Source organism: Enterobacter sp. GER_MD16_1505_Eko_090 (genome assembly GCF_003331015.1).
In the GTDB taxonomy this organism is placed as follows: Bacteria; Pseudomonadota; Gammaproteobacteria; order Enterobacterales; family Enterobacteriaceae; genus Enterobacter; species Enterobacter roggenkampii.
The window spans coordinates 144,789-170,111 of the sequence record NZ_PUQF01000002.1 but is presented as its reverse complement, the minus strand read 5'-3'; the positions used below and the strand labels follow the sequence as shown (position 1 = coordinate 170,111).

Sequence of the window (25,323 nt, the reverse complement as noted above, 5' to 3'; positions counted from 1 at the left end):
TAATTATTTTAGATTTTCTTAAAATATCTTATTCCTTTATGGATTGAAGTGAGGTATTCACGTCCTGGATTTTTTTGGAGAGGAAAAATCGTCCAACGAATGATGATTACCAATAGCTGCGCTTTCCTTTTCATGGCTGCTGCGCCCCTTTCACCGGGCGGGTTAACTGTCTACACTCACTGCTACAAGAAGAGAAAAAGACAGGCCATTTGATGATACTCATAATTTATGCGCACCCCTATCCGCAGCACTCGCATGCGAATAAGCGGATGCTTGAGCAGGTAAGGACGCTTGAAAACGTCGAGATACGTTCCCTCTATCAACTCTATCCCGATTTCAACATCGATATTGCCGCCGAACAGGAGGCGCTCTCCCGTGCCGATCTGATCGTCTGGCAGCATCCCATGCAGTGGTACAGCACGCCCCCGCTCCTGAAATTGTGGATTGATAAAGTCTTCTCCCACGGCTGGGCGTATGGCCACAATGGCCATGCCCTAAAAGGGAAAAGCCTGATGTGGGCGGTCACCACGGGTGGAGGGGAAAGCCACTTTGATATTGGTTCCTTCCCGGGGTTTGAGGTTCTGGCACAGCCGCTGCAGGCGACCGCACTTTATTGCGGGCTGAACTGGCTCCCGCCTTTTGCGATGCACTGCACCTTTGTCTGCGACGATGAAACGCTGCAGGCGCAGGCGCGCCATTATAAACAACGCTTACTTGAGTGGCAGGAGGCGCACCATGGATAGCCATACGCTGATACAGGCGCTGATATACCTCGGCGCGGCGGCGCTGATTGTGCCCGTGGCGGTTCGCCTGGGACTGGGCTCTGTTCTCGGCTATCTGATTGCGGGCTGCGTCATTGGGCCGTGGGGCTTTCGACTGGTGACGGATGCAGAGGCAATCCTCCATTTCGCTGAAATCGGCGTTGTGCTGATGCTCTTTGTGATTGGTCTGGAACTCGATCCGCAGCGCCTGTGGAAGCTTCGCGCCTCGGTGTTTGGCGGCGGGGCGCTGCAGATGGTGGCCTGCGGCCTGCTGCTGGGTGGGTTCTGCATCCTGCTGGGCATGGACTGGAAAGTGGCAGAGCTTATCGGCATGACGCTGGCGCTCTCCTCGACCGCCATTGCCATGCAGGCCATGAACGAGCGCAATCTGACGGTCTCCCAGATGGGACGCAGCGCGTTCTCGGTGCTGCTGTTCCAGGACATTGCCGCTATCCCGCTGGTGGCGATGATCCCACTGCTGGCGGCCAGCGGTTCCGCCACGACGCTGGGGGCGATCGCGCTGTCGGCATTAAAAGTGGTGGGGGCGCTGGCGCTGGTGGTGCTGCTTGGTCGCTACGTCACCCGTCCGCTGCTGCGGTTCGTTGCCCGCTCGGGCCTTCGCGAAGTGTTCAGCGCCGTGGCGCTCTTCCTGGTGTTTAGCTTTGGTTTGCTGCTGGAGGAAGCCGGGCTGTCGATGGCGATGGGGGCGTTCCTGGCCGGCGTTCTGCTGGCGAGTTCCGAATACCGTCACGCGCTGGAAAGCGATATCGAGCCGTTTAAAGGCTTGCTGCTGGGGCTGTTTTTCATCGGCGTGGGGATGTCCGTCGACTTCGGCACGCTGGTGACGCACCCGCTGCGGATCGTCATCCTGCTGGTTGGCTTCCTGATCATTAAAATGGCGATGCTGTGGCTGATTGCGCGTCCGCTCAAGGTGCCGAATAAGCAGCGCAGCTGGTTTGCGGTTCTGCTGGGGCAGGGGAGTGAATTTGCGTTTGTGGTCTTTGGCGCAGCACAGATGGCAAACGTCCTCGACCCAGAATGGGCGAAAGCGCTGACGCTCGCGGTCGCGCTGTCGATGGCCGCGACGCCTATTCTGCTGGTGGTGCTGACGCGTCTGGAAAAATCGGGTAGCGAGCAGGAGCGCGAAGCCGATGAAATTGACGAAGAGCAGCCGCGCGTCATTATTGCCGGATTTGGCCGCTACGGGCAGATCGTTGGCCGTCTGCTGCTGTCCAGCGGGGTGAAAATGGTTATCCTCGATCACGACCCCGACCATGTCGATACCCTGCGAAAATTTGATATGAAGGTGTTTTACGGCGATGCGACCCGCATCGATCTGCTGGAATCTGCCGGGGCGGCAAAAGCGGAGGTGTTGATTAACGCCATTGACGATCCGGAGACCAGCCTGCAGATGGTGGAAATGGCGAAAGAACATTTCCCGAATCTGACCATCATTTCACGCGCCCGCGATGTTGATCACTATATCCGGCTGCGGCAGGCGGGGGTAGAAGCACCGGAGCGTGAAACCTTTGAAGGTGCGCTGAAGTCTGGCCGCATGGCGCTGGAAAATCTGGGGCTCGGCGCGTACGAAGCGCGCGAGCGTGCGGACCTGTTCCGCCGCTTTAACACCGAGATGGTCGAAGAGATGGCGGCGATGGCCGGGAGTACGGCCACCGAGCGTGCGGCGGTGTTTAAACGCACCAGCGCGATGCTGACGGAAATCATTAACGAGGACCGTAATCACCTGTCGCTGATCCAGCGTCACGGCTGGCAGGGCACGGAAGAGGGCAAGCATACCGGGGATCCGGCTGACGAGCCGGAGAGTAAACCTTCCGCGTGAAGTGGAGTTGCCAGCAATAATAAAAAATTTCTTTATCTTTACCCTGCCGCCAGTCGACGAAAGATTAAGCTTTCCGTATAGTGGCGGCAATTTTTTGCATCCGGGAAATTTTCAATGATCAGTCTGATTGCAGCGCTGGCGGTGGACCGCGTTATCGGTATGGAAAATGCCATGCCGTGGAACCTGCCTGCCGATCTCGCATGGTTTAAACGTACTACGTTAAACAAGCCGGTAGTGATGGGCCGCCTGACCTGGGAGTCGATTGGTCGTCCATTGCCGGGCCGTAAAAATATCGTTATCAGCAGCCAGCCGGGCACTGACGATCGCGTCGAATGGGTAAAATCAGTCGACGAGGCGATTGCTGCATGCGGCAATGCCGAAGAGATCATGGTGATTGGCGGCGGGCGCGTGTACGAGCAGTTCCTGCCAAAAGCGCAGAAGCTGTATCTGACCCACATTGATGCGGAAGTGGAAGGGGATACCCATTTCCCTGACTACGATCCGGACGAGTGGGAATCGGTATTCAGTGAATTCCACGACGCGGATGCACAGAACTCCCACAGCTACTGCTTCGAGATTCTGGAACGTCGTTAAGTGATTTTTCCCCTCTCCCGGCCGGGAGAGGGAAGTGCATATCAGGAGGCAACCGCCTCGTCTCCCCCTAAATCCAGCTGTCGGTTGGACGGCTGAACAAAGTAAGTTTTATCTTCCCAGCGTAAGCAGGTTAACTCTCCGCCCCAGCAGCATCCGGTATCCAGACCGTAGATCCCTTCCGGCGTTCCTTTTCCTTCCAGTGCAGCCCAGTGACCAAATACCACGTTGTACTCACTTGTCACCGGCCCCGGAATGGCAAACCACGGTTTTAGCGGAGCGGGCGCGCTCTCCGGCGTCTCTTTGGAATACATGTCCAGCTGTCCGTTCGGGAAGCAGAAACGCATGCGGGTGAAGGCGTTGGTAATAAAGCGCAGACGCGCCAGACCGCTGAGATCCTCGCTCCAGTGGTTCGGCATATCGCCGTACATGGCATCGAGGAAGAAAGGATAGGAGTCGCTCGCCAGCACCGCCTCAACGTCGCGCGCACAGGTTTTCGCCGTCTCAAGATCCCATTGTGGCGTGATCCCGGCATGCGCCATGACCAGCTTTTTCTCTTCGTCGACCTGCAGCAGCGGCTGACGGCGCAGCCAGTTAATCAGATCGTCGGCATCTGGCGCATCCAGCAGCGGGGTGAGGCGATCTTTAGGCTTGTTGCGGCTGATCCCGGCGAACACCGCCAGCAGATGCAGATCGTGATTGCCCAGCACCATGCGCACGCTGTCGCCTAGCGATTTGACGAAACGTAATACTTCAAGGGAGCCGGGGCCACGCGCGACTAAATCGCCCGTCAGCCAGAGTGTGTCCTGTCCTGGCGTAAAGTCGACCTGTTTTAATAATGCGATCAGTTCATCGTAGCAACCGTGAACGTCGCCAATCAGATATGTAGACATTAGATTAATGAATGAGTGTGGTTACGGCGAGACGGAACACAGGAATGGCAACGCGGAAATCATTGCCATCGACGTCGACCATTTCATAATGGCCTTGCATGGTACCCATCGGCGTTTCAATCACCGCGCCGCTGGTGTACTGGTACTCTTCGCCAGGGGCGATATGAGGCTGTTCACCGACCACACCTTCCCCCTGGACTTCGATTTCGCGGCCATTGCCGTTGGTGATAAGCCAGTAGCGTCCGCGCAGCTGCACGGGCGTCCGCCCCAGATTGCGAATGGTCACGGTGTAAGCAAAGACATAACGTTCTTCATCCGGTGAGGACTGTGATTCAACATAAACGCTTTGTACATGGACACATACGCGGGGCGAATCAATCATGGCTTAACTCTCCTTCGGCGGCGCATTTTCGCTGATGTAATTAGCCAGCTTGCAGTACTGCTCTACGGAGATGTTCTCCGCACGCATTGCCGGGTCGATCCCAAGCTCAGCTAACACCTCAACGGTGAAGGAATTGCTGAGGCTGTTACGGATCGTTTTACGACGCTGGTTAAAGGCTTCAGTGGTAATGCGGCTCAGTACACGCAGATCTTTTACCGGGTACGGTTTCGTTTTGTGCGGCACAAGGCGCACAACCGCTGAATCCACTTTCGGTGGTGGTGTGAACGCTGACGGCGGTACTTCGAGTACCGGGATCACGTTGCAGTAATATTGCGCCATCACGCTTAAACGACCATACGCTTTACTATTCGGGCCTGCAACCAGGCGGTTAACCACCTCTTTTTGCAACATGAAGTGCATGTCGGCAATGGCATCAGTATAGCTAAAGAGGTGGAACATGAGCGGCGTGGAGATGTTATACGGCAGGTTGCCGAATACGCGCAGCGGCCGACCCATTTTTTCTGACAGTTCGCCGAAGTTCATGGTCATGGCGTCCTGCTGATAGATGGTCAGCTTCGGCCCGAGGAATGGGTGCGTTTGCAGGCGTGCGGCCAGATCGCGGTCCAGTTCGATGACGGTCAGCTCGTCGAGGCGCTCGCCTACCGGTTCGGTCAGCGCGGCAAGACCCGGGCCGATTTCGACCATCGCCTGGCCTTTTTGCGGATTAATAGCCGAGACAATGCTTTCGATCACGAACTGATCGTTTAGGAAGTTTTGCCCGAAACGTTTACGGGCTAAGTGGCCCTGATGGACTCGATTAGTCATTGAGTATTAACAATCATTTTGATGGCGAGATTAAGCGCCGTAATAAAACTGCCGACATCCGCCTTCCCCTGGCCTGCCAGATCCAGCGCAGTACCGTGGTCAACGGACGTTCGAATAAAGGGTAAACCGAGGGTGATATTCACGCCGCGGCCAAAGCCCTGGTATTTTAGCACGGGCAGGCCCTGATCGTGGTACATCGCGAGCACGGCGTCGGCATTATCCAGGTATTTCGGCTGGAAAAGGGTATCAGCAGGCAGCGGACCGCTGAGATTCATCCCCTTCGCCCGCATTTCGTTGAGTACCGGAATGATGGTGTCGATCTCTTCGGTACCCATGTGCCCGCCTTCGCCGGCGTGCGGATTCAGGCCGCAGACCAGCACATGCGGCTGCGGGATCCCAAATTTTGTCTGCAGATCGTGATGCAAAATCCCGATGATCTCGCGCAGGAGTTCAGGCGTGATCGCATCAGGAATCGCTTTGATCGGCAGATGGGTGGTCACCAGCGCAACGCGCATTTCTTCCGTCGCCAGCATCATCACCACTTTCGGACTGTGCGAGCGCTCTTCAAAGAACTCCGTATGCCCGGTAAACGGTATGCCCGCTTCGTTGATCACGCCTTTGTGGACGGGGCCGGTAATCAGGGCGGCAAATTCGCCCTTCAGGCAACCGTCGCAGGCGCGCGCAAGGGTTTCAACGACATAGTGGCCGTTTTCCGTGCTGAGCTGGCCAGGAATGACCGGCGTACGAAGGGGAACAGAAAGAAGGGTGAGGGTACCGGCTTGCTGCGGTGCAGGCTGTTGACCTTCAACGTAAGGGATGAGCGTTAAAGGCAGACCGAGCAGCGCTGCCCGGTCTTGTAACAGTGTTGCATCGGCGCAGACAACCAGTTCTACTGGCCAGCTGCGCTGGGCAAGCTGGACAACGAGGTCAGGCCCAATCCCGGCGGGTTCGCCGGGCGTGATAACAACACGATGCTGTTTCATTAGTTGCTCAGCACTTTCACGTAAGCACTGGCGCGTTGTTCCTGCATCCAGGTGGCTGCTTCTTCAGAAAACTTACGGTTAAACAGCATGCGGTAGGCTCTGTCTTTCTGTGCTGCATCCGTTTTATCAACGTTACGAGTGTCCATCAGCTCGATCAGATGCCAGCCAAACGAAGAGTGTACCGGCGCGCTGATCTGGCCTTTGTTCAGCTTCATCAACGCGTCACGGAAGGCAGGATCGTAAATATCCGCCGCTGCCCAGCCCAGATCGCCACCCTGGTTAGCAGAGCCAGGATCCTGAGAGAACTCTTTTGCTGCCTTCGCAAACGAGGTTTTACCGCTCTTAATATCTGCCGCAATCTGTTCCAGCTTCGCACGCGCCTGATCGTCAGTCATGATTGGTGACGGCTTCAGCAGAATGTGGCGAGCGTGAACTTCGGTAACGGAGATATTTTGGCTCTGGCCGCGCAGATCGTTCACTTTCAGAATGTGGAAGCCCACGCCTGAACGGATTGGACCGACGATATCGCCTTTCTTAGCCGTGCTCAGTGCCTGAGCAAAGAGGGATGGCAGCTCCTGAATACGTCCCCAGCCCATCTGGCCGCCTTTCAGCGCCTGTTGGTCTGCGGAGTAGGTGATGGCCAGCTTGCCAAAGTCACCGCCGTTACGCGCCTGTTCGACAATTGAACGTGCCTGGCTTTCTGCTTCCGCAGCCTGATCGGACGTAGGGTTCTCTGGCAGTGGGATCAGAATGTGGCTCAGGTTCAGCTCTGTGCTTGCATCGTTCTGGTTACCCACCTGTTTTGCCAGCGCGTCCACTTCCTGAGGCAGGATAGTGACGCGGCGACGCACTTCGTTGTTACGCACTTCCGAAATCAGCATCTCTTTACGGATCTGGTTACGATAGGTAGCGTAGCTGATGCCGTCATAGGCCAGACGGCTGCGCATCTGGTCTAAAGACATATTGTTCTGCTTTGCGATGTTAGCGATCGCCTGATCGAGCTGCTCGTCAGTGACCTTCACACCCATTTTCTGCCCCATCTGAAGAACGATCTGATCCATGATCAGGCGTTCCAGGATCTGGTGGCGCAGCGTGGCGTCATCCGGAAGCTGCTGACCCGCTTCGCCCGAATTGAGCTTCACCGATTTCATCAGACCGTCAACGTCACTTTCAAGCACGACGCCGTTGTTAACCACAGCAGCGACTTTATCAACAACCTGGGGGGCCGCGAAGCTGGTATTCGCAACCATAGCGACACCGAGCAGCAGCGTTTTCCAGTTCTTCATACTTTTTCCATTTCAATTAACCGCAAAGCGGATTACGTTGCAAATCAAGCACATTACAAGGAACTGCGGTAAGGCAGAATGTTCGAGCGCAGCATTTTCTGCGTACCCAGACCGTAGTTGGAACTCAGGCCGCGTAACTCGAAGTTAAAGCCAATCACGTTATCGTATTTGCTCTGATTGTTTTCCCAGCCGTTAAGCTTACGTTCGTAACCAACACGCAGCGCGTAGCAGCAGGAGTTATATTGCAGCCCCAACATCTGGTCAGCAGCTTTATTGGTGTTAGTGTCAAAGTAGTAAGCGCCTACGATTGACCAACGGTCGGCGATAGGCCAACTCGCTGCGCCACCCACCTGCGAAATACCGTCTTTATACTGCTCGGCAGTACCATAGTTTGGTAATGTCGCCTGAATATATTCGGGACTGGCATAACGATAGGTCAATTGCACCATCCGATCTTCATCCCGGCGATATTCTATAGCCGCCGTGCTGTTAGCGATATTGTCGAGACGGGTGTCATACTGAACGCCACCACGCAGGCCCCAACGATCGGTCATACGCCAGTAGGTATCGCCAGCCCAAATCAGCGAACCCGTCTTATTATCTTTCTCCCACTTAATGTTGTCATCGCCCGTGCGAGACTCGGTGAAATAATAGATTTGACCAACAGAAACGTTAAAACGTTCAACGGCAGCATCATCATAAACGCGCGATGTGACCCCGGTCGTTAACTGGTTCGCTGATGCGATGCGGTCAAGGCCACCGTAGGTACGGTCGCGGAACAGGCCACTGTAGTCAGACTGCAGTAAAGAAGAGTCGTAGTTATTGATGTTGCTCTGATCGCGATAAGGCACGTACAGATACTGCATACGTGGCTCCAGCGTCTGGGTATAGCCATCCGCCAGAAGATCCATATCGCGTTCGAAGATCAGCTTACCGTCCATTTTGAACTGAGGAAGCGTACGGTTTACTGATTCTTCCAGGTGACCGGTATTGTTTGGGTTCGCGTTGTAATCATCTATGTTTTTCTGCTGATAGTGTGTCGCCATCAGCTTAGCTTCCGTGTTCAGACTAGCCCAGTCATTCGACCATGGAAGGTTAATGACGGGCTCCAGGTGAACACGGGTGGCTTCCGGCATAGAGGAATTGGTGTTTACAAAATGCACTGCCTGGCCATAAATGCGGGTATCAAATGGCCCTACGTCATTCTGGTACCAGTTAACGTCCAACTGCGGTTCGGCACCATAGGTACTCGCCGTCTGGCTTGAGAACACCTGGAACTGCTTACTAGTTACCGTCGCATCGAAGTTCTGCACCGCATAGCCAACGCTGAAGATCTGCGTTGCATAACCGTCGGTACTCGAACCGTATTTTGACGAAAAATCGTTGAAGTAGTTCGGGTCACTGACCTTGGTGTAATTGACGTTGAAACGCCACACCTGATCCATCACCCCGGAATGCTGCCAGAAATACATCCAGCGGTGCTTATCACCTTCAGTGGGATGCTCGTCCTGGAAGACTTTATCCGACGGCAGATAATCCAGCTCCATCAGACCCGCACCTGCCTGAGTCAGATAGCGGAACTCGTTCTCCCACATGACGTTACCGCGCTTGTGGATATAGTGCGGCGTGATCGTCGCATCCATGTTAGGCGCGATGTTCCAGTAATACGGCAGGTAGAACTCAAAGTAGTTCGTGGTGCTGTATTTGGCATTCGGGATCAGGAAACCGGAGCGACGTTTGTCACCCACGGGAAGCTGCAGATAAGGGCTGTAGAATATGGGGACCGGACCCACCTTGAAGCGGGCGTTCCAGATCTCTGCGACCTGCTCTTCGCGGTCATGGATAACTTCGCTCCCGACCACGCTCCAGGTATTTGAACCCGGCAGACACGACGTGAACGTGCCATTTTCCAGGATCGTATAGCGGTTTTCACCGCGCTGTTTCATCAGGTCTGCGTCACCGCGCCCCTGGCGACCCACCATCTGGTAATCACCTTTCCAGACGTTAGTGTCTTTGGTATTCAGGTTTGACCAGGCTTTCGGACCTTTCAGGATGACCTGATTGTCGTCATAGTGCACATTACCCAGCGCATCCACCGTTCGTACCGGCTCGGCCGCACCTTCCGGCTGCTTCTGGTGCAACTGCACTTCATCTGCCTGCAGGCGGCTATTGCCCTGGTTAATATCGACATTGCCTGTAAAGGTGGCATTGTCAGGGTAAGTCCCTTTTGAACTGTCGGCAGTAATGGTTACCGGCAAGCTATTGGTATCGCCACTCACCAGTGGGCGATTATAACTTGGGACGCCAAGCATACACTGCGAGGCGAGATCGGCCGCCAGCCCCTGTTGACTGTACAGGGCGGTGCCAATCATTGTGGCCAGGAGGGTGGGGATACGTTTTTTCATACGTTGTATTTTATTGTTCCGTCATCAGTGGCTACGGCTTACAAACGCTCAGAGACTATCTTACTCATCTGCGCAGTACCAGCGTTAATCCTGCCCGTTTGCGTGCCAGAGTGTTAGGCTCGCTATCGAATGACGAGTATGATAAAGCAAATTATAGGCGATGTCCTTCAATTGACCGTGACTTGAACACAGTGATGATGACGTTGCGTCGGCCAGGAATATGACTATCCGGGGAGTATATGCAGTATTGGGGTAAAATAATCGGCGTTGCGTTCGCCATCATCATGGGTGCCGGGTTCTGGGGAATAGTGCTGGGGCTTATTATTGGCCATATGTTTGATAAGGCGCGCAGCCGTAAAATGGCCTGGTTTGCCAACCAGCGCGAGCGCCAGTCACTCTTTTTCTCCACCACTTTTGAGGTGATGGGGCATTTAACCAAATCCAAAGGGCGCGTCACGGAAGCCGATATTCAGATTGCCAGCGTCTTTATGGATCGCATGAATCTGCACGGTGACTCCCGCCTGGAGGCGCAAAATGCGTTTCGCATTGGGAAATCCGATAACTACCCGCTTCGCGAAAAAATGCGCCAGTTCCGCAGCATCTGCTTCGGCCGTTTTGATTTAATTCGGATGTTTCTGGAAATTCAGATTCAGGCGGCCTTCGCCGACGGCTCGCTTCACCCTAACGAACGCGATGTTTTATACGTGATTGCGGAAGAGCTGGGTATCTCCCGTATGCAGTTCGATCAGTTCCTGCGCATGATGCAGGGTGGCGCGCAGTTTGGCGGCGGGTATCACCAGCAGTCTTCTGGCGGTGCCTGGCAGCAGGCGCAGCGTGGTCCGACGCTGGAAGATGCCTGCAACGTGCTTGGCGTAAAACCCTCTGACGATCAGACCACCATCAAACGTGCCTATCGTAAGCTCATGAGCGAGCACCATCCAGACAAGCTCGTTGCAAAAGGCTTACCGCCTGAAATGATGGAGATGGCGAAGCAAAAAGCGCAGGAAATTCAGAAAGCGTACGAGCTGATTAAAGAGAAGAAAGGCTTCAAATAAGCCCCTTTTTAGAATGATGAAGGGCCTGACGGCATGAGCTGCCAGGCCCTTTATACAGCGTTACCAGCTGTAGCGTACGTTCAGGCTACCGTTTACATCGCTGTAATCATTATCACCTTTCTGTCCGGAGACCTGGGCAATAACGCTCCATTGCTTGCTCACATTTGCCTGAATACCCGCTTTCAGCTCCGCACGATCGGCAGGAAGGTCCTGTTTGATCTGTGTGTCACCAAAGTTGACTGCCGTGTCTTCAGAGGTATGCAGCCAGTTGGCCTCCGCAAACGGCTGGATAACCGCGTCGTTCGACTTATTCATCTTGCTGTCAATGCGCAGGCCTAAACGGGTGGTCCAGCTTTCGCCGTTTTGCCCATCAATCGTCGTGCCGCTGCTGTCTTTTATGTCATCCGCACTGTAATCCTGCCAGACGACCTGTGCCTGCGGCGTGAGGCTCAGCGTGTTGTCGCCGAGTGCGATATCGTAGCGGTAGCCTGTTTCCAGCGAAACGGCGTTGGCGTTTGAATCGTAATCCGTTGAGCCAACGTCACCGTTATCTACGCTGTTGTGGTACATCCCATACTGATACCAACTGTCGACATAAAAACCCTGATGCTGTCGGGCATCGGCAAACCACGTTGCATAGACTCCGAGGTTATAGCCATCGACTTTACCGTCAGCGCTAAAGCGGCTGCCGTCAGCACCTTTATTGCCAGTGCTGTCGCTGCTGGCGTTGATATAGCTACCCATAACCCCGACCACCAGGCTTTGTTCGCCGTTGTTCCAGGCGGCAACATCGCCCCCAATCTGGAACTGGGAGTAGTTGCTGTCGATATCAATATTGCTCTCTGCCGCAGTAGACTGGTTCTTACCTGCTTTGAAACGCGCCCATGTCGTGCCGTTTTCCGATTTGAACTGACTGCCTTCTCGGTCTGACAGGGTCTGCATTTGCAGATCGCGAGCCAGCCACTGGTTGCTGAGGTATGAACCGATATCGGCACGATACTGAGGCGTTACGTCGCCATTATCACTCGTGGCCTGGGAACGAAGATACCAGTCCCCTGAGTCCTGATACAGGCGGTATTCGTAGGCGTTAATCTGGACCTGATTACCCTGAACAAAGGTGCCGTTTGATTCACCGCCGACCGTAATCACTTCAATACCGTTTTGGGTCAGTGCGCCCTGACCACCAACGTTGTTAATGTACAGGGTGGTGTTCCCGGACGTATTCCCCGTAATGTTAAGCATATCGGTTGGAGACGTGTCGTCGCCTAACTGCGTATTTAGCGTCACAGAGCCCTGGTTGCTGGTGTAATCGCCGTTTACGATCAGCGTGTTGCCGGTCGTCGCACCATTGGTTCCCTCAATATTGCCGCTGACAATGCTGCCTGCGTTGCTCAGATCACCATTGATCGTTAGCGTGTCGTTGAACTGAACGGTACCCTTGCTATTAACATTGCCGTTCACCACACCGTTGGAACCGCCAAACGTGGCGCCTGCCGCGACATTCACGGCCTGCTCGCTGTTTTGTACGCCGATAACGCCAGCCTCGTCCAGCCAGAGCGTGCCCTGGTTCACATCCGTTGTGCCGCTGTAACTGTTTGCGGCATTAAGGATCAGCGTACCTTGCCCCTCTTTGGTCAGCGATTTTCCGTCCCATCCGGTCGTGGCTTCGGCGTTTTGATCGACAAGCGCCGTGCTCAGCGTAAAGCTGCCGTCAGGATTGTTCAGAGTGAATGTGCCGTGAGCCGCTGTTGCCGCTGGGTTCTGGCTGGCATACCAGGTTAATGACGGTGTCAGGACGTAATTGGTCACGTCGGCGGGATCAATGGTGCCGCTAAAGGTGATGAAGTCAACGGAGCCAGATGCCATGCCCGCGACGGTGAGGTTGGTAAAATTGCCACTGATTGCATTTTCAGCGTCAATCACCGTGAAGGCGCTATCCGCGGAAAGCGTGCTGGCACTACCGTAACCTGTAATATTTAGTGTGCCATCAAGCGTCGCATTCTGAGCGACAATAGGCGCACTGGTCGCGTTTGCGTCAAGATAGACATCAGTTTGGCTGTTAGCCCGAAGGGTGAGATTACCGACATTGAGTGTACCAGTACTGCCGTTTTCATCGCCGAGTGTGATGCGTCCGCTGCTGGTAAGATTACCGACGCTGGAATCGGCCGTCAGCAGCCATTGGCTGTTCGCATCCAGCGTCATGCTGACGTTATCACCGCTGGCCTTAACGGCGCCGGACAGCTTGCTGTTTTCAGCGCGAAGGGTGACTGCATCAGTGGTATTGGCCACGGTGAGCAGATTGTCTGCGTTCATCGTTTGCACATTCTTCACGTTAATATCGGCAGATCCGGAATCCACCGCAAAAGCACTTCCTCCTGACGCGGTTGCCGTAATGCTCCCTCCGTCAATCGTAGCGACATTTTTTCCACCGCTGAACAAGAAGGCGACATTGCTACCGGAAACGTTGCTGTGGGTGACGGTCGCGCTGCTGGCGCTTTCTAAGGCAATGGCAGCAGATTGTTCGCTGGTGATATCTGTGCTGTTCGCCTCAAGGGTTCCACCGTTAGTCATCGCCACTGCCCGCGAATTTTCTCCGGACGCGATCGTTGAACCGTTATTCAGTACGAATGTGCTCTTTGCCCCGTCAGAGGATATTGCGTCAGCATTTTTCCCATGAGTGACGATATGAGTGTCAGTGAGTTCTGCGCGTCCGGTATTCATTATGCCAACTGACTGCTCACCGTAAGTTTCAACGTGGGATGCCGCTAAATTAAATGTGTTGGTATAGTTTTGAATACCAAAGCTCTGGCTTCCGGTAGTGGTAATCGTGACGTTTGAGCCGGTCAATTCACCGTCGTTATATATACCTGCATTACCAAAATCTCCCGTGGTGTTTATATTCACATTGTCTAATGAAAGGGTGGCATATCGGTTAACAATAGCCCGAGCCATGCCATACCCGGAAGTCGTAATGGTCGCGTTTTTTATCGTCAGGTCTGCGCCATTCAATATCTCAACACCATAAGAACCCTCTCCCGTCGCCGTATAGCTCCCCCCGTCAATGGTGCCTTTTGCATTAGAGCTAAACAATACGGCAGATGCGATCTCGCCTTCCGTCGAAACGGTAAGGTTGTTCAACATGGCTTCTGAGTTATCACCGACAATGGTTATCGCATGACTGCCTTCCCCGGAAGTGCGGATTGTGGATCCCGAATCATCGAGCGTGATTTTCGCTCCATTCGACACGGATAGCCCCATGCCTGCATCCCCGGTTGTGGATATCGTTAAGGCGCCGTTATCGGTGACGATGACATCAGAGCCAGAGGCGGATACCGCCGAGGTATTAGGGCTCGTCGTTGAATATTCACCACTGATGGTATTACTACCCGGGACTGCAACAAACGTCGTGTCACTGGCGTGTGCGGTACCCACAACACCTGTCAAGATAAACGTTGCGATCGCGCTTCCGGCGCGTACGCAGGATTTAACTTTGCTGTCCCCTTTTGAAAACTCCGAGGCAACGATGTACATATTTCTGGCGCAATTCCAGACGATGTTATACGAACGGTTCATACACTTCCTTGTGAATCAATGAGTAAACTAAGTGTGGCTGTTGAGTAGAAAAACAACTCCGTTTGGATAGGGTAGAGTTAGTATTTCCTTAAAATGAGCTGGATTATCAGTAATAAATTGCATCGTGTTCAATTTAATATTTTTTAATCCAAACCTTAGTCTTTCTAAAAATACTGATTGTTATTTAAGGAAGAGATAATTATCGTGAATGAACTTGGGCGGGTTTTCAGATGAGTAGGGGAGATATATATGCTGTGTGAATATTTACCGTCGACAGTGAGCTGGCAGTAAATATTCACATCAGGAATTTAAAAATCGACCGGGGCTTTAAACGTCATCGCGTTACCGAAGGCCGGATGGGTGATGGTAAGCGTCTGCGCGTGCAGCTGCAGACGTGGCGCTAAGGCCAGCGCTTCAGGCGGCGCGTAAAAGCGGTCGCCCAGAATCGGATGACCCAGCGCAAGCATATGCACGCGCAGCTGGTGTGAACGTCCGGTAATCGGCTTAAGCAGGACGCGCGCGGTATTATCCGGCGCGTACTCAAGCACTTCATACTCAGTTTGCGCGGCCTTACCGGTTTCATAACACACCTTCTGCTTTGGCCGATTCGGCCAGTCGCAGATCAGCGGTAAATCCACCAGCCCTTCCGCCTGCGCCGGGTGATCCCAGACGCGGGCGACATACTGCTTCTTCGGCTCGCGTTCGCGGAACTGGCGCTTCAGCTCGCGTTCTGCCGCTTTGTTCAGCGCCACCACAATCACGCCGCTGGTCGCCATGTCCAGGCGATGGACCGACTCCGCCTGAGGATAATCGCGCTGAATGCGCGTCATCACGCTGTCTTTGTGCTCATCCAGACGTCCCGGTACGGACAACAGCCCGCTGGGCTTGTTGACCACCATAATGTGTTCATCCTGATACAGAATGACCAGCCAGGGATCCTGCGGCGGATTGTACGGCTCCATCACCATCTTGCGCTCCGTTTACTGATGCGTCACAACGATAAGACGCAGGGCATCCAGACGCCAGCTTGCCTGATTCAGGCTTTCCAGCACCTGCTGACGGTTGCTTTCAATCGCCGCCAGCTCGTCGTCACGGATGTTCGGGTTCACGGCCTTCAACGCCTCCAGACGCGACAGCTCTGCAGACAGTTTCTCGTCGGCTTCACCGCGCGCGGCGTCAATCAGCGCTCTGGCCGCTTTTTCAATCTGGGTTTCACCCTGCTGGAGAATGGCATGCACGTCCTGCTGCACCGCATTGACCAGCTTGCTGCCGGTATGGCGGTTCACCGCGCTCAGCTGGCGGTTGAAGCTCTCAAATTCAACCTGTCCTGCGAGGTTCGTGCCGTTTTTATCCAGCAGCAGACGCACCGGCGTTGGTGGCAGGAAGCGGTTGAGCTGCAGCTGTTTCGGCGCCTGCGCTTCCACAACGTAGATCAGCTCCAGCAGCAGCGTGCCTACGGGCAGCGCCTTGTTTTTCAACAGCGAGATGGTGCTGCTGCCGGTATCGCCAGAGAGGATCAGATCCAGCCCGTTACGGATCAGCGGGTGTTCCCAGGTGATGAACTGGGCATCTTCGCGGGACAGCGCCACATCACGCTCGAAGGTGATGGTGCAGCCATCTTCCGGCAGGCCCGGGAAATCTGGCACCAGCATGTGATCGGACGGGGTCAGGACAATCAGGTTCTCGCCGCGGTCGTCCTGGTTAATGCCAACGATGTCGAACAGGTTCATGGAGAAGCTGATGAGGCTGGTGTCATCATCCTGCTCTTCAATGCTCTCAGCCAGCGCCTGCGCTTTTTCACCGCCGTTGGAGTGGATCTCCAGCAGGCGGTCGCGGCCTTGTTCAAGCTGCGCTTTCAGCGCGTCATGCTTCTCACGACAGGACTTAATCAGATCGTCAAAGCCGTCGGTGTTTTCCGGCGCGGCCAGATAGCCGATCAGATCGCCGTGCACCTGATCGTAAATGGTGCGACCCGTCGGGCAGGTATGTTCAAACGCATCCAGACCTTCGTGGAACCAGCGCACCAGCACGGACTGGGCCGTTTTTTCCAGATACGGCACGTGGATCTGAATATCGTGCGCCTGACCGATACGATCCAGACGACCGATACGCTGCTCCAGCAGATCCGGATTGAACGGCAGATCGAACATCACCAGGTTGCTGGCGAACTGGAAGTTACGGCCTTCAGAACCGATTTCAGAACACAGCATAACCTGAGCGCCGCTGTCCTCTTCGGCAAACCACGCCGCAGCGCGGTCGCGTTCAACGATGGACATGCCTTCGTGGAACACGGCGGCGCGAATGCCTTCGCGCTCGCGCAGGACCTGCTCCAGCTGCAGCGCGGTGGCCGCCTTGGCGCAGATCACCAGCACCTTTTGGGAGCGGTGCGCGGTCAGGTAGCCCATCAGCCACTCTACGCGCGGATCGAAGTTCCACCAGGTGCCGGTATCGCCTTCAAATTCCTGGTAGATTTGTTCCGGGTAGAGCATGTCGCGGGCGCGCTCTTCCTGCGTTTTGCGCGCGCCCATGATGCCGGAAACTTTAATTGCCGTCTGATACTGCGTCGGCAGCGGCAGCTTAATGGTATGCAGCTCGCGTTTCGGGAACCCTTTCACACCGTTACGGGTGTTACGGAACAGGACGCGACTGGTGCCGTGGCGATCCATCAGCATGTCGATCAGCTCTTTACGCGCGGATTCCGCGTTGTCGCTGTCGCTGTTAGCGGCCTGCAGCAGCGGCTCGATATCCTGCTCGCCAATCAGATCGCTCAGGGTGTTGAGTTCGTCATCAGAAAGACGCTTGCCCGCCAGCAGCAGCGCGACGGCATCCGCAACCGGACGGTAGTTATTCTGTTCTTCCACAAACTGCCCGAAGTCGTGGAAACGGTTTGGATCGAGCAGGCGCAGACGCGCGAAGTGGCTTTCCAGACCCAGCTGTTCCGGCGTAGCGGTCAGCAGCAGGACGCCAGGCACGCGCTCGGCAAGCTGCTCGATAGCCATGTATTCGCGGCTCGGCGCGTCTTCGCTCCAGACCAGGTGGTGCGCTTCGTCGACCACCATCAGGTCCCACTCGGCATCGCACAGGTGCTCAAGACGCTGCTTGCTGCGGCGCACGAAGTCGAGAGAACAAATCACCAGCTGTTCGGTTTCAAACGGGTTGTCCGCATCGTGCTGGGCTTCGGCGTAGCGTTCGTCATCGAACAGAGAGAAACGCAGGTTAAAGCGGCGCAGCATCTCAACCAGCCACTGGTGCTGTAAGGTTTCTGGCACCACAATCAGCACGCGCTCGGCAGCGCCGGAAAGCAGCTGTTGGTGCAGGATCATGCCCGCCTCGATGGTTTTACCCAGGCCCACTTCATCTGCCAGCAGCACGCGCGGCGCATGGCGACGGCCCACGTCATGGGCGATGTTCAGCTGGTGGGGGATCAGGCTGGTGCGCTGGCCGCGCAGGCCGCTCCAGGGCATGCGGTACTGTTCACTCTGGAACTTACGCGCGCGATAGCGCAGGGAGAAGCGATCCATACGGTCGATTTGCCCGGCAAACAGGCGGTCCTGCGGCTTGCTGAACACCAGCTTGCTGTCGAGCAGCACTTCGCGCAGGATGACATTGGCCTCGTCGGTGTCCAGGCGAGTGCCGATGTAGGCGAGCAGTCCATTCTCTTCTTTTACGTCTTCAATCTTGAGCTGCCAGCCGTCGTGGCTGGTCACGGTGTCACCCGGATTAAACATCACGCGGGTTACAGGGGAGTCATTGCGGGCGTACAGGCGGTTTTCACCGGTGGCAGGGAAGAGGAGGGTAACCATGCGCGCATCAACGGCAACGACGGTTCCTAATCCAAGTTCGCTTTCTGTATCGCTGATCCAGCGTTGACCAAGTGTAAAAGGCATAGTTGTTCGGCTCTAATCTTTAATTGCAGGCAATAGTTCGACCACCGTCAAAAAAGACGGTCATCGAAAAATGGGTCCGGGAATGGAAAGGGCGCTATGGTACTGGATGGCAGCCATTTCGTCACGCGTCAAAATAGGCCAAGTTGCCCTGTCACTAGTGTAGCAAAATCATCGTCGATGAAGGGCAAAATTCCGTCGGCAACCGGCTGAAGCTGACGCGTCAGATAGTGTTCATAATCCAGAGGCGAGTGCTGATAATCCACCGGTTCCGGACCGTTTATCGTCCAGACGTATTTGATGGTTCCCCGATTCTGATACTGCGGCGCGCGGCCGCGGCGGACGTTTTCTTCGTCCGCGAGGCGCGCGGCGCGAACGTGCGGAGGAACGTTACGCTGGTAGTCCGCGAGCGGGCGGCGCAGGCGTTTGCGATACACCAGCTGCGCGTCAAGTTCGCCTGCCATCAGGCTGGCGATCGTCTCGCGCACGTAGTCCTGATACGGCTCATTGCGAAATACCCGCAAATAGAGCGTTTGCTGGAACTGCTGCGCCAGCGGCGTCCAGTCGGTACGCACTGTCTCGAGCCCTTTAAAGACCATCCGCTGCGCGTCGCCTTCCTGAATCAGCCCGGCATAGCGCTTCTTGCTGCCCTGATCGGTACCGCGGATGGTGGGCATTAAGAAGCGGGCAAAATGGGTTTCAAATTCCAGCTCCAGCGCGCTGGTTAACCGCGCTTTCTGCAGATGTTCCTGCCACCAGTCGTTCACGAAGGCAACCAGCGCTTTGCCGATTTGCGTGGCATCGTCTTCGGAATGCGCGCCCTTAAGCCATACAAAGGTGGAGTCCGTGTCGCCGTAGATGACGTCATAGCCCCGGGATTCAATCAGCGCTTTAGTCTGACGCATGATCTCGTGCCCACGCATGGTGATCGACGACGCCAGCCGCGGGTCGAAGAAGCGACAGGCGCTAGTGCCCAGCACCCCGTAGAAGGCGTTCATGATGATTTTCAGCGCCTGTGAGAGGGGCTTGTTGCCGTGGCGCTTGGCCTCATCGCGGCCGTGCCAGATGTTGCCCACGATGTCGGGCAGGCAGTGTTTTTCCCGCGAGAAGCGTGCGCCGAGGAAGCCTTCGGTGCTGTGTTCATCATCCGGCTGGGCCAGCCCCTCAACCAGCCCGACGGGATCGATCAGGAAGGTGCGAATTATCGACGGGTAGAGGCTTTTGTAGTCCAGGACCAGAACGGAGTCATACAGTCCTGGTCGGGAATCCATGACGTAGCCGCCGGGGCTGGCCTGCGGCGGCACGTCCCCGAGGTTGGGGGCGACGTATCCTGCCCGGTGCATTCGGGGAAAATAGAGGTGGCTAAAGGCCGCCACGGAGCCGCCGTGCCTGTCGACCGCAAGGCCGTTTACCGTCGCGCGCTCCAGCAGGAAGGGCATGATTTCGGTTTTGTGGAAAATCCGCGTGACCAGCTCACAGTCTTTCAGGTTATAGGTGGCGAGCGCGGGCTTGTCTTCGTTAAAGCGCCGGTCGATCTCGTCCATTCTGTCCCAGGGGTTGTCGATGGATTTGCCTTCGCCAAGCAGCTCCTGCGCCACCGCTTCGAGGGCGAATGACGAGAAGTTCCAGAAGGCGGACTTGAGCGCCTCGATACCGTCGATAATCAGGCGGCCGTTCGCCTGTGCGAAGAAGACGCCGTTCTTAAAACCGTGTTCGCGCCACTCAAGCTCGCTGTTGCCGCGCCCGAGCATCAGCGGGATGCGGTAACGCTCGGCGTGTTTTTGCAGCACGCGCAGGTCGAACTGCACCACATTCCAGCCGATCAGAACGTCGGGATCGAAGTCGGCAAACCACTGGTTGAGCTTCTCCAGCAGCTGCGGCCGGCTGGTAACATACTCAAGCCGGAAATCCAGCGCGGAGGCATCACCATTCGGTGGCCCGAGCATATAGACAACCCGATCGCCGCAGCCTTCAAGTCCTATACAGTACAGTTCGCCGTGACGGGTGGTTTCGATATCCAGGGAGACCCACTTCAGCGGCGGGCGGTAGTGCGGGTTCGGCTTTAGCCGCGCGTTGATGAGACCGCCATTTTGCGGAGAACCATCGACCCAGACGGGCGCGGTAATAAACCGCTCCATCAGAAAGCGCTCCGGTGGGCGGATGTCGGCTTCGTAGAGCGTCACGCCTGCTTCACGGAGCAGTTTTTCATAGCGCATCAGCTGACGATGGGCGCGACAGTAAAGGCCGTGAACCGGCTGACGGTGGAAATCTTTCAGTTCAAGCGGGGTAATGCGCCAGCCGTTTTCACCGCGCAGCAGCTGTTTCACTTTTTCGACGTGCGCTTCAGGAATAAACGCCACGGACTCCTGCGGCGGCAGCGTCACCTGCAGCGGGCCGTTGTCCGTTGCCAGCCAGAATTCAACCTCGGTGCCCTGAGGCGTATCCCGCCAGTGTCGGGTCAGTAAAAAGCCTTCTTGCGCCTGCGCCACGCCGTTATCCCATAAAACAAAACCAGGCCTGATTATAGCCTGGTTGAGATTTTAATGCTGGGTTTATATACAGTTTACTGCCCGTAGTAGGCCTTCGCGCCGTGCTTGCGCAGATAATGCTTATCGAGCAGGGTTTGCTGCATATCCGGCAGCTGCGGCGCCAGCTGGCGGCAGAAGATCCCCATATAGGCGATCTCTTCAAGCACGATGGCGTTATGCACCGCATCTTCCGCGTTTTTACCCCAGGCGAACGGGCCGTGGGAGTGCACCAGCACGCCGGGCATTTGCGCCGCATCGATTCCCTGTTTTTCGAAGGTTTCGACAATGACGTTGCCGGTTTCCCACTCATACTCGCCGTTGATCTCCGCATCTGTCATCAGACGCGTGCAGGGAATGGTGCCGTAGAAGTAGTCCGCGTGGGTGGTGCCGGTCGCCGGGATGGACTGGCCCGCCTGCGCCCAGATGGTGGCATGGCGTGAATGGGTATGCACGATACCGCCGATGGTTGGGAATGAGCGGTACAGCAGGCGGTGGGTTGGCGTATCGGAGGAGGGCTTTTTGTTCCCTTCCACCACTTCACCCGTTTCGATGCTGACCACCACCATATCGTCCGCCGTCATCACCGCGTAATCGACGCCGGAAGGCTTGATCACGAACACGCCTTTTTCGCGGTCAACGGCGCTGACGTTGCCCCAGGTCAGGGTGACCAGATTATGTTTCGGCAGCGCCAGGTTGGCTTCGAGCACCTGGCGTTTGAGCTCTTCTAACATTGTTGTCTCCAGTGCCGGATGGCGCTTCGCTTATCCGGCCTACAGAACCGTAGGCCCGGTAAACGCGGTGCCACCGGGCATTCAGGGCTTAGCGTTTTGAACCGTAATAGACTTCGTTCCAGCGCAGCGCGTCTTTGAAGGCGGGCAGGCGGGTATCGTTATCAATGACGGTCAGCTCGATATCATGCAGTTCGGCGAACTGACGCATGTCGTTCAGATCCAGCGCGTGGCTGAAGACGGTATGGTGCGCGCCGCCGGCCAGGATCCAGGCTTCTGACGCGGTCGGCAGATCCGGCTGTGCTTTCCACAGGGCGTTGGCGACCGGCAGTTTCGGCAGGGAGTGCGGCGTTTCAACCGCATCGACGCAGTTCACCAGCAGGCGGAAACGATCGCCCAGATCGATCAGGCTGGCGTTAATGGCCGGGCCGGTACGGGTATTGAAGATCAGACGCGCCGGATCGGCTTTACCGCCGATGCCGAGGTACTGCACGTCGAGGATCGGCTTTTCCTCTACCGCGATGGAAGGACACACTTCCAGCATGTGCGAGCCGAGCACCAGGTCATTGCCGTTTTCGAAGTGGTAGGTGTAGTCCTCCATAAAGGAGGTGCCGCCCTGCAGACCGGTCGACATCACCTTCATGATGCGAAGCAGAGCGGCAGTTTTCCAGTCGCCTTCGCCCGCAAAGCCGTAGCCCTGCTGCATCAGGCGTTGTACTGCCAGACCCGGCAGCTGTTTCAGACCGTGGAGATCTTCAAAGGTGGTGGTAAAGGCGTGGAAACCGCCCTGTTCCAGGAAGCGCTTCATGCCCAGCTCAATGCGCGCCGCGTCCAGCACGTTCTGGCGCTTGTCGCCGTTGATTTGTGCCGCAGGCGTCAGGCGGTAGCTGCTTTCGTACTCGTCCACCAGCGCGCTCACGTCGCCATCGCTGATGTCATTCACCACCTGCACCAGATCGCCCACCGCCCAGGTATTCACGGAGAAGCCGAACTTGATCTGCGCGGCGACTTTATCGCCGTCGGTGACCGCCACTTCACGCATGTTGTCGCCGAAACGCACCACTTTCAGGTGGCGGGTATCCTGTTTAGAGACCGCCTGACGCATCCAGGCGCCGATACGCTGTTGCGCCTTGCCATCCTGCCAGTGGCCGGTGACCACCGCGTGCTGCTGACGCATACGCGCGCCGATGAAGCCGAACTCGCGGCCGCCGTGTGCGGTCTGGTTCAGGTTCATAAAGTCCATGTCGATGCTGTCCCACGGCAGGGAGGCGTTAAACTGGGTATGGAACTGCAGCAGCGGTTTGTTGAGGATAGACAGGCCGTTGATCCACATTTTTGCCGGTGAGAAGGTGTGCAGCCACACAACCAGACCGGCGCATTTATCGTCGTAGTTGGCGTCGCGGCAGATGTGGGTGATTTCGTCCGGCGTCGTGCCCAGCGGTTTCAGCACCAGCTTGCACGGCAGTTTGGCTTCCGCGTTCAGCGCGTTAACGACGTGCTCCGCGTGTTTCGTTACCTGCTGCAGCGCTTCCGGTCCGTAAAGATGCTGGCTGCCAATCACAAACCACACTTCATAGTTATTAAAAATGGTCATCATCGTGTCCTTAATGGGTCAGGGTTGCCGTAGTGTCCGCGGTGCTTTTGGCCGGGGCGGCGACAGGGAGATAGTGAAGTTCGGCGCTTTTTGCCCATTGCTGGTAGCGCTGATAAAGCTGTTCAAAGCGTTGTGCCTGCTGGGCACGCGGCTGAAGGGTGTTTTCGACGGCACTCGCCATATGCTGCTGCGCGGTGGGGATATCCGCATGGACGCCAGCGGCTACGGCGGCGAAAATTGCCGCCCCCAGCGCGCAGCACTGATCGGAGGCCACAATCTGGAGCGGACGGTTCAGCACGTCGCAGCAGGCCTGCATGATCACCGGGTTTTTACGGGCGATGCCGCCCAGCGCCATCACGTTATTCACGTCGATGCCCTGCTCGGTGAAGCACTCCATAATCGCGCGGGCGCCGAAGGCGGTGGCGGCAATCAGACCGCCGAACAGCGCAGGCGCGTCGGTCGCCAGGTTGAGGTCGGTAATCACCCCTTTCAGGCGCTGGTTGGCAAACGGCGTGCGGCGGCCGTTAAACCAGTCCAGCACCACCGGGAGGTGGTCGAGAGACGGATTTTTAGCCCAGGCGTCGGTAAGCTGCGGCAGGAGCTGCTTTTTGCTCTCGGCGATCTGGGTTTTCAGTTCAGGATGTGCCGCCGCCAGCCGATCCAGCGGCCAGCCGAGCACGCGGCCAAACCAGGCGTAGATATCGCCAAACGCGGACTGACCGGCTTCGAGGCCGATAAAGTCTGGCACCACGCTGCCGTCAACCTGGCCGCAGATGCCTTTTACCGCGCGGTCGCCGACGGTGGATTTATCTGCCGTCAGGATGTCGCAGGTGGAGGTGCCGATCACTTTGACCAGCGTGTTTGGCTGCGCGCCCGCGCCCACGGCGCCCATATGGCAGTCAAACGCGCCGCCGGAGATAGCTACGTTCTGCGGCAGGCCGAGACGCGTCGCCCACTCTTCGCAGAGGGTGCCGACGGGAATATCGGCGGTGAAGGTGTCGGTAAACAGCGGGTATGACAGGCTCTTGTTGACGATCGGGTCGAGCTCATCAAAGAACGCGGCCGGAGGCAGACCGCCCCAGCTTTCATGCCACAGGGATTTATGCCCGGCGCTGCAGCGGCCGCGGCGGATATCCTGCGGGCGCGTGGTGCCGGAGAGCAGGGCGGGAACCCAGTCGCATAGCTCAATCCATGACGCCGCTGCCTGTGCGACAGACGCGTCCGCGCGGGTGACGTGCAGGATCTTGGCCCAGAACCACTCGCTGGAGTAAATCCCGCCGATATACCGTGAGTAGTCGGTTTTGCCCGGCTGATGGCATAAGCGGGTGATGGCTTCGGCCTCTTCCACGGCGGTATGGTCTTTCCACAGCACGAACATGGCGTTCGGGTTGTCGGCAAACTCCGGGCGCAGTGCCAGCACGTGGCCTTCGGCATCGACAGGGGCAGGCGTAGAGCCGGTGCTGTCGACGCCAATCCCCACAACATCGGCCCGCTGGGCGTCGGTCAGGTCTGCCAGAACGGTTTTGATCGCCGCTTCCATCGACTCGATGTAGTCCCGCGGGTGGTGACGGAACTGGTTGTTTGGCGCATCGCAGTAGCGCCCTTCTTGCCAGCGCGGATACCACTCAACGCTGGTTGCTATCTCCTGGCCGGACGTACAGTCCACTGCCAGCGCGCGAACTGAATCGCTGCCAAAATCGAGGCCAATCGCAATTGCCATGGTGTTGCTCCATCGAAAAAACAGGTATGGAAGAACATTAGAGACTGGGGACAAAAGTCGTCAGGCAGGATCCGCTAATCTTATGGACTAAATTGCTGTTACAACGGAAAGTGTGACGCTGTGCAAATATTCAATGTGGACATTTCTGCCGCACTTATAGACACTTTTGTTACTGGTTATCTGCCTGCTCTGGCGGAGAAATCAGGGGGAAAGGCTGAAACATGGCGGACGTAAAAGCGGCGTGATGCTTTTTGGATCTTTTCGCGGGCCATTTT

At 56.3% G+C, this 25,323-nt stretch carries 17 protein-coding genes; 4 read left to right on the top strand and 13 right to left on the bottom strand.

Annotation, left to right across the window (positions count from 1 at the left end):
* The first annotated feature begins 212 nt into the window (after positions 1–212).
* The 3 genes from kefF to folA all read left to right on the top strand — a co-directional run bounded on the left by kefF (position 213) and on the right by folA (position 3,195).
* Positions 213–743 carry a glutathione-regulated potassium-efflux system oxidoreductase KefF gene (gene kefF, locus C6A40_RS03175; RefSeq protein WP_008502025.1) on the top strand — a complete coding sequence of 177 codons (531 nt, stop codon included), beginning with the start codon at positions 213–215 and terminating at the stop codon, positions 741–743.
* Positions 736–2,601, top strand: a complete 1,866-nt coding sequence (gene kefC / locus C6A40_RS03170) for a glutathione-regulated potassium-efflux system protein KefC (protein ID WP_045335647.1) — start codon at positions 736–738, stop codon at positions 2,599–2,601. The genes kefF and kefC overlap by 8 nt, the downstream gene beginning before the upstream one ends.
* A 114-nt stretch (positions 2,602–2,715) precedes the next feature.
* Complete coding sequence (gene folA / locus C6A40_RS03160) at positions 2,716–3,195, top strand: type 3 dihydrofolate reductase (protein ID WP_008502023.1); 480 nt, start codon at positions 2,716–2,718, stop codon at positions 3,193–3,195.
* Between the two features lie 41 nt (positions 3,196–3,236).
* On the opposite strand, the gene apaH is transcribed toward folA, so the two are convergent.
* Genes apaH through lptD form a run of 6 tightly spaced genes read right to left on the bottom strand, consistent with a single transcriptional unit; the run spans position 3,237 to position 9,966 of the window.
* The gene (apaH, locus tag C6A40_RS03155) at positions 3,237–4,085 is read right to left on the bottom strand and encodes a bis(5'-nucleosyl)-tetraphosphatase (symmetrical) ApaH (protein WP_032654900.1); all 849 of its coding nucleotides are present in this window, start codon (positions 4,083–4,085) and stop codon (positions 3,237–3,239) included.
* 4 nt (positions 4,086–4,089) lie between these two features.
* Positions 4,090–4,467, bottom strand: a complete 378-nt coding sequence (gene apaG / locus C6A40_RS03150; RefSeq protein ID WP_045335649.1) for a Co2+/Mg2+ efflux protein ApaG — start codon at positions 4,465–4,467, stop codon at positions 4,090–4,092.
* Between the two features lie 3 nt (positions 4,468–4,470).
* Positions 4,471–5,292, bottom strand: a complete 822-nt coding sequence (gene rsmA / locus C6A40_RS03145; RefSeq protein ID WP_023326680.1) for a 16S rRNA (adenine(1518)-N(6)/adenine(1519)-N(6))-dimethyltransferase RsmA — start codon at positions 5,290–5,292, stop codon at positions 4,471–4,473.
* Positions 5,289–6,275, bottom strand: coding sequence for a 4-hydroxythreonine-4-phosphate dehydrogenase PdxA (gene pdxA, locus C6A40_RS03140; RefSeq protein WP_008502019.1), 987 nt, complete (start codon positions 6,273–6,275; stop codon positions 5,289–5,291). The genes rsmA and pdxA overlap by 4 nt, the downstream gene beginning before the upstream one ends.
* A complete protein-coding gene (gene surA, locus C6A40_RS03135; protein ID WP_008502018.1) occupies positions 6,275–7,561 on the bottom strand; it encodes a peptidylprolyl isomerase SurA in 1,287 nt (428 codons plus the stop codon). The genes pdxA and surA overlap by 1 nt, the downstream gene beginning before the upstream one ends.
* Positions 7,562–7,614: 53 nt before the next feature.
* Positions 7,615–9,966 (bottom strand): LPS assembly protein LptD, encoded by a 2,352-nt coding sequence (lptD, locus tag C6A40_RS03130; RefSeq protein WP_008502017.1) that lies wholly within the window; start codon positions 9,964–9,966, stop codon positions 7,615–7,617.
* A gap of 239 nt (positions 9,967–10,205) precedes the next feature.
* Here lptD and djlA point away from each other — a divergent pair, with 239 nt between their 5' ends.
* The gene (djlA, locus tag C6A40_RS03125) at positions 10,206–11,021 is read left to right on the top strand and encodes a co-chaperone DjlA (RefSeq protein WP_008502016.1); all 816 of its coding nucleotides are present in this window, start codon (positions 10,206–10,208) and stop codon (positions 11,019–11,021) included.
* Positions 11,022–11,081: 60 nt separating this feature from the next.
* On the opposite strand, the gene C6A40_RS03120 is transcribed toward djlA, so the two are convergent.
* The 7 genes from C6A40_RS03120 to araB form a co-directional block, all read right to left on the bottom strand.
* A complete protein-coding gene (locus C6A40_RS03120) occupies positions 11,082–14,594 on the bottom strand; it encodes an autotransporter outer membrane beta-barrel domain-containing protein (RefSeq protein ID WP_072050935.1) in 3,513 nt (1,170 codons plus the stop codon).
* A 308-nt stretch (positions 14,595–14,902) separates the two neighbouring features.
* Entirely contained in the window at positions 14,903–15,562 is a 660-nt protein-coding gene (gene rluA, locus C6A40_RS03115) for a bifunctional tRNA pseudouridine(32) synthase/23S rRNA pseudouridine(746) synthase RluA (protein ID WP_058657659.1), read from the bottom strand.
* A gap of 12 nt (positions 15,563–15,574) precedes the next feature.
* Positions 15,575–18,481, bottom strand: a complete 2,907-nt coding sequence (gene rapA / locus C6A40_RS03110; RefSeq protein ID WP_032675932.1) for an RNA polymerase-associated protein RapA — start codon at positions 18,479–18,481, stop codon at positions 15,575–15,577.
* Between the two features lie 128 nt (positions 18,482–18,609).
* On the bottom strand, positions 18,610–20,967 hold the full coding sequence (gene polB, locus C6A40_RS03105; protein WP_045335658.1) for a DNA polymerase II: 2,358 nt from the start codon (positions 20,965–20,967) through the stop codon (positions 18,610–18,612).
* 74 nt (positions 20,968–21,041) lie between these two features.
* Positions 21,042–21,737, bottom strand: a complete 696-nt coding sequence (gene araD / locus C6A40_RS03100) for an L-ribulose-5-phosphate 4-epimerase (protein ID WP_045335660.1) — start codon at positions 21,735–21,737, stop codon at positions 21,042–21,044.
* An 88-nt stretch (positions 21,738–21,825) separates the two neighbouring features.
* Entirely contained in the window at positions 21,826–23,328 is a 1,503-nt protein-coding gene (araA, locus tag C6A40_RS03095) for an L-arabinose isomerase (protein ID WP_021240541.1), read from the bottom strand.
* A 10-nt stretch (positions 23,329–23,338) separates the two neighbouring features.
* Positions 23,339–25,048: a ribulokinase gene (gene araB / locus C6A40_RS03090; RefSeq protein WP_045335662.1), complete on the bottom strand. Its 1,710-nt coding sequence runs from the start codon at positions 25,046–25,048 to the stop codon at positions 23,339–23,341.
* Positions 25,049–25,323: the final 275 nt, after the last annotated feature.

Coding starts and splice junctions, on each gene's coding strand:
- araD (WP_045335660.1), bottom strand. CDS start 21,737: ATGTTAGAAGAGCTCAAACGCCAGGTGCTCGAAGCCAACCTGGCGCTG.
- pdxA (WP_008502019.1), bottom strand. CDS start 6,275: ATGAAACAGCATCGTGTTGTTATCACGCCCGGCGAACCCGCCGGGATT.
- araB (WP_045335662.1), bottom strand. CDS start 25,048: ATGGCAATTGCGATTGGCCTCGATTTTGGCAGCGATTCAGTTCGCGCG.
- folA (WP_008502023.1), top strand. CDS start 2,716: ATGATCAGTCTGATTGCAGCGCTGGCGGTGGACCGCGTTATCGGTATG.
- lptD (WP_008502017.1), bottom strand. CDS start 9,966: ATGAAAAAACGTATCCCCACCCTCCTGGCCACAATGATTGGCACCGCC.
- kefC (WP_045335647.1), top strand. CDS start 736: ATGGATAGCCATACGCTGATACAGGCGCTGATATACCTCGGCGCGGCG.
- djlA (WP_008502016.1), top strand. CDS start 10,206: ATGCAGTATTGGGGTAAAATAATCGGCGTTGCGTTCGCCATCATCATG.
- apaG (WP_045335649.1), bottom strand. CDS start 4,467: ATGATTGATTCGCCCCGCGTATGTGTCCATGTACAAAGCGTTTATGTT.
- rluA (WP_058657659.1), bottom strand. CDS start 15,562: ATGGTGATGGAGCCGTACAATCCGCCGCAGGATCCCTGGCTGGTCATT.
- kefF (WP_008502025.1), top strand. CDS start 213: ATGATACTCATAATTTATGCGCACCCCTATCCGCAGCACTCGCATGCG.
- apaH (WP_032654900.1), bottom strand. CDS start 4,085: ATGTCTACATATCTGATTGGCGACGTTCACGGTTGCTACGATGAACTG.
- araA (WP_021240541.1), bottom strand. CDS start 23,328: ATGACCATTTTTAATAACTATGAAGTGTGGTTTGTGATTGGCAGCCAG.
- rsmA (WP_023326680.1), bottom strand. CDS start 5,292: ATGACTAATCGAGTCCATCAGGGCCACTTAGCCCGTAAACGTTTCGGG.
- rapA (WP_032675932.1), bottom strand. CDS start 18,481: ATGCCTTTTACACTTGGTCAACGCTGGATCAGCGATACAGAAAGCGAA.
- surA (WP_008502018.1), bottom strand. CDS start 7,561: ATGAAGAACTGGAAAACGCTGCTGCTCGGTGTCGCTATGGTTGCGAAT.
- C6A40_RS03120 (WP_072050935.1), bottom strand. CDS start 14,594: ATGAACCGTTCGTATAACATCGTCTGGAATTGCGCCAGAAATATGTAC.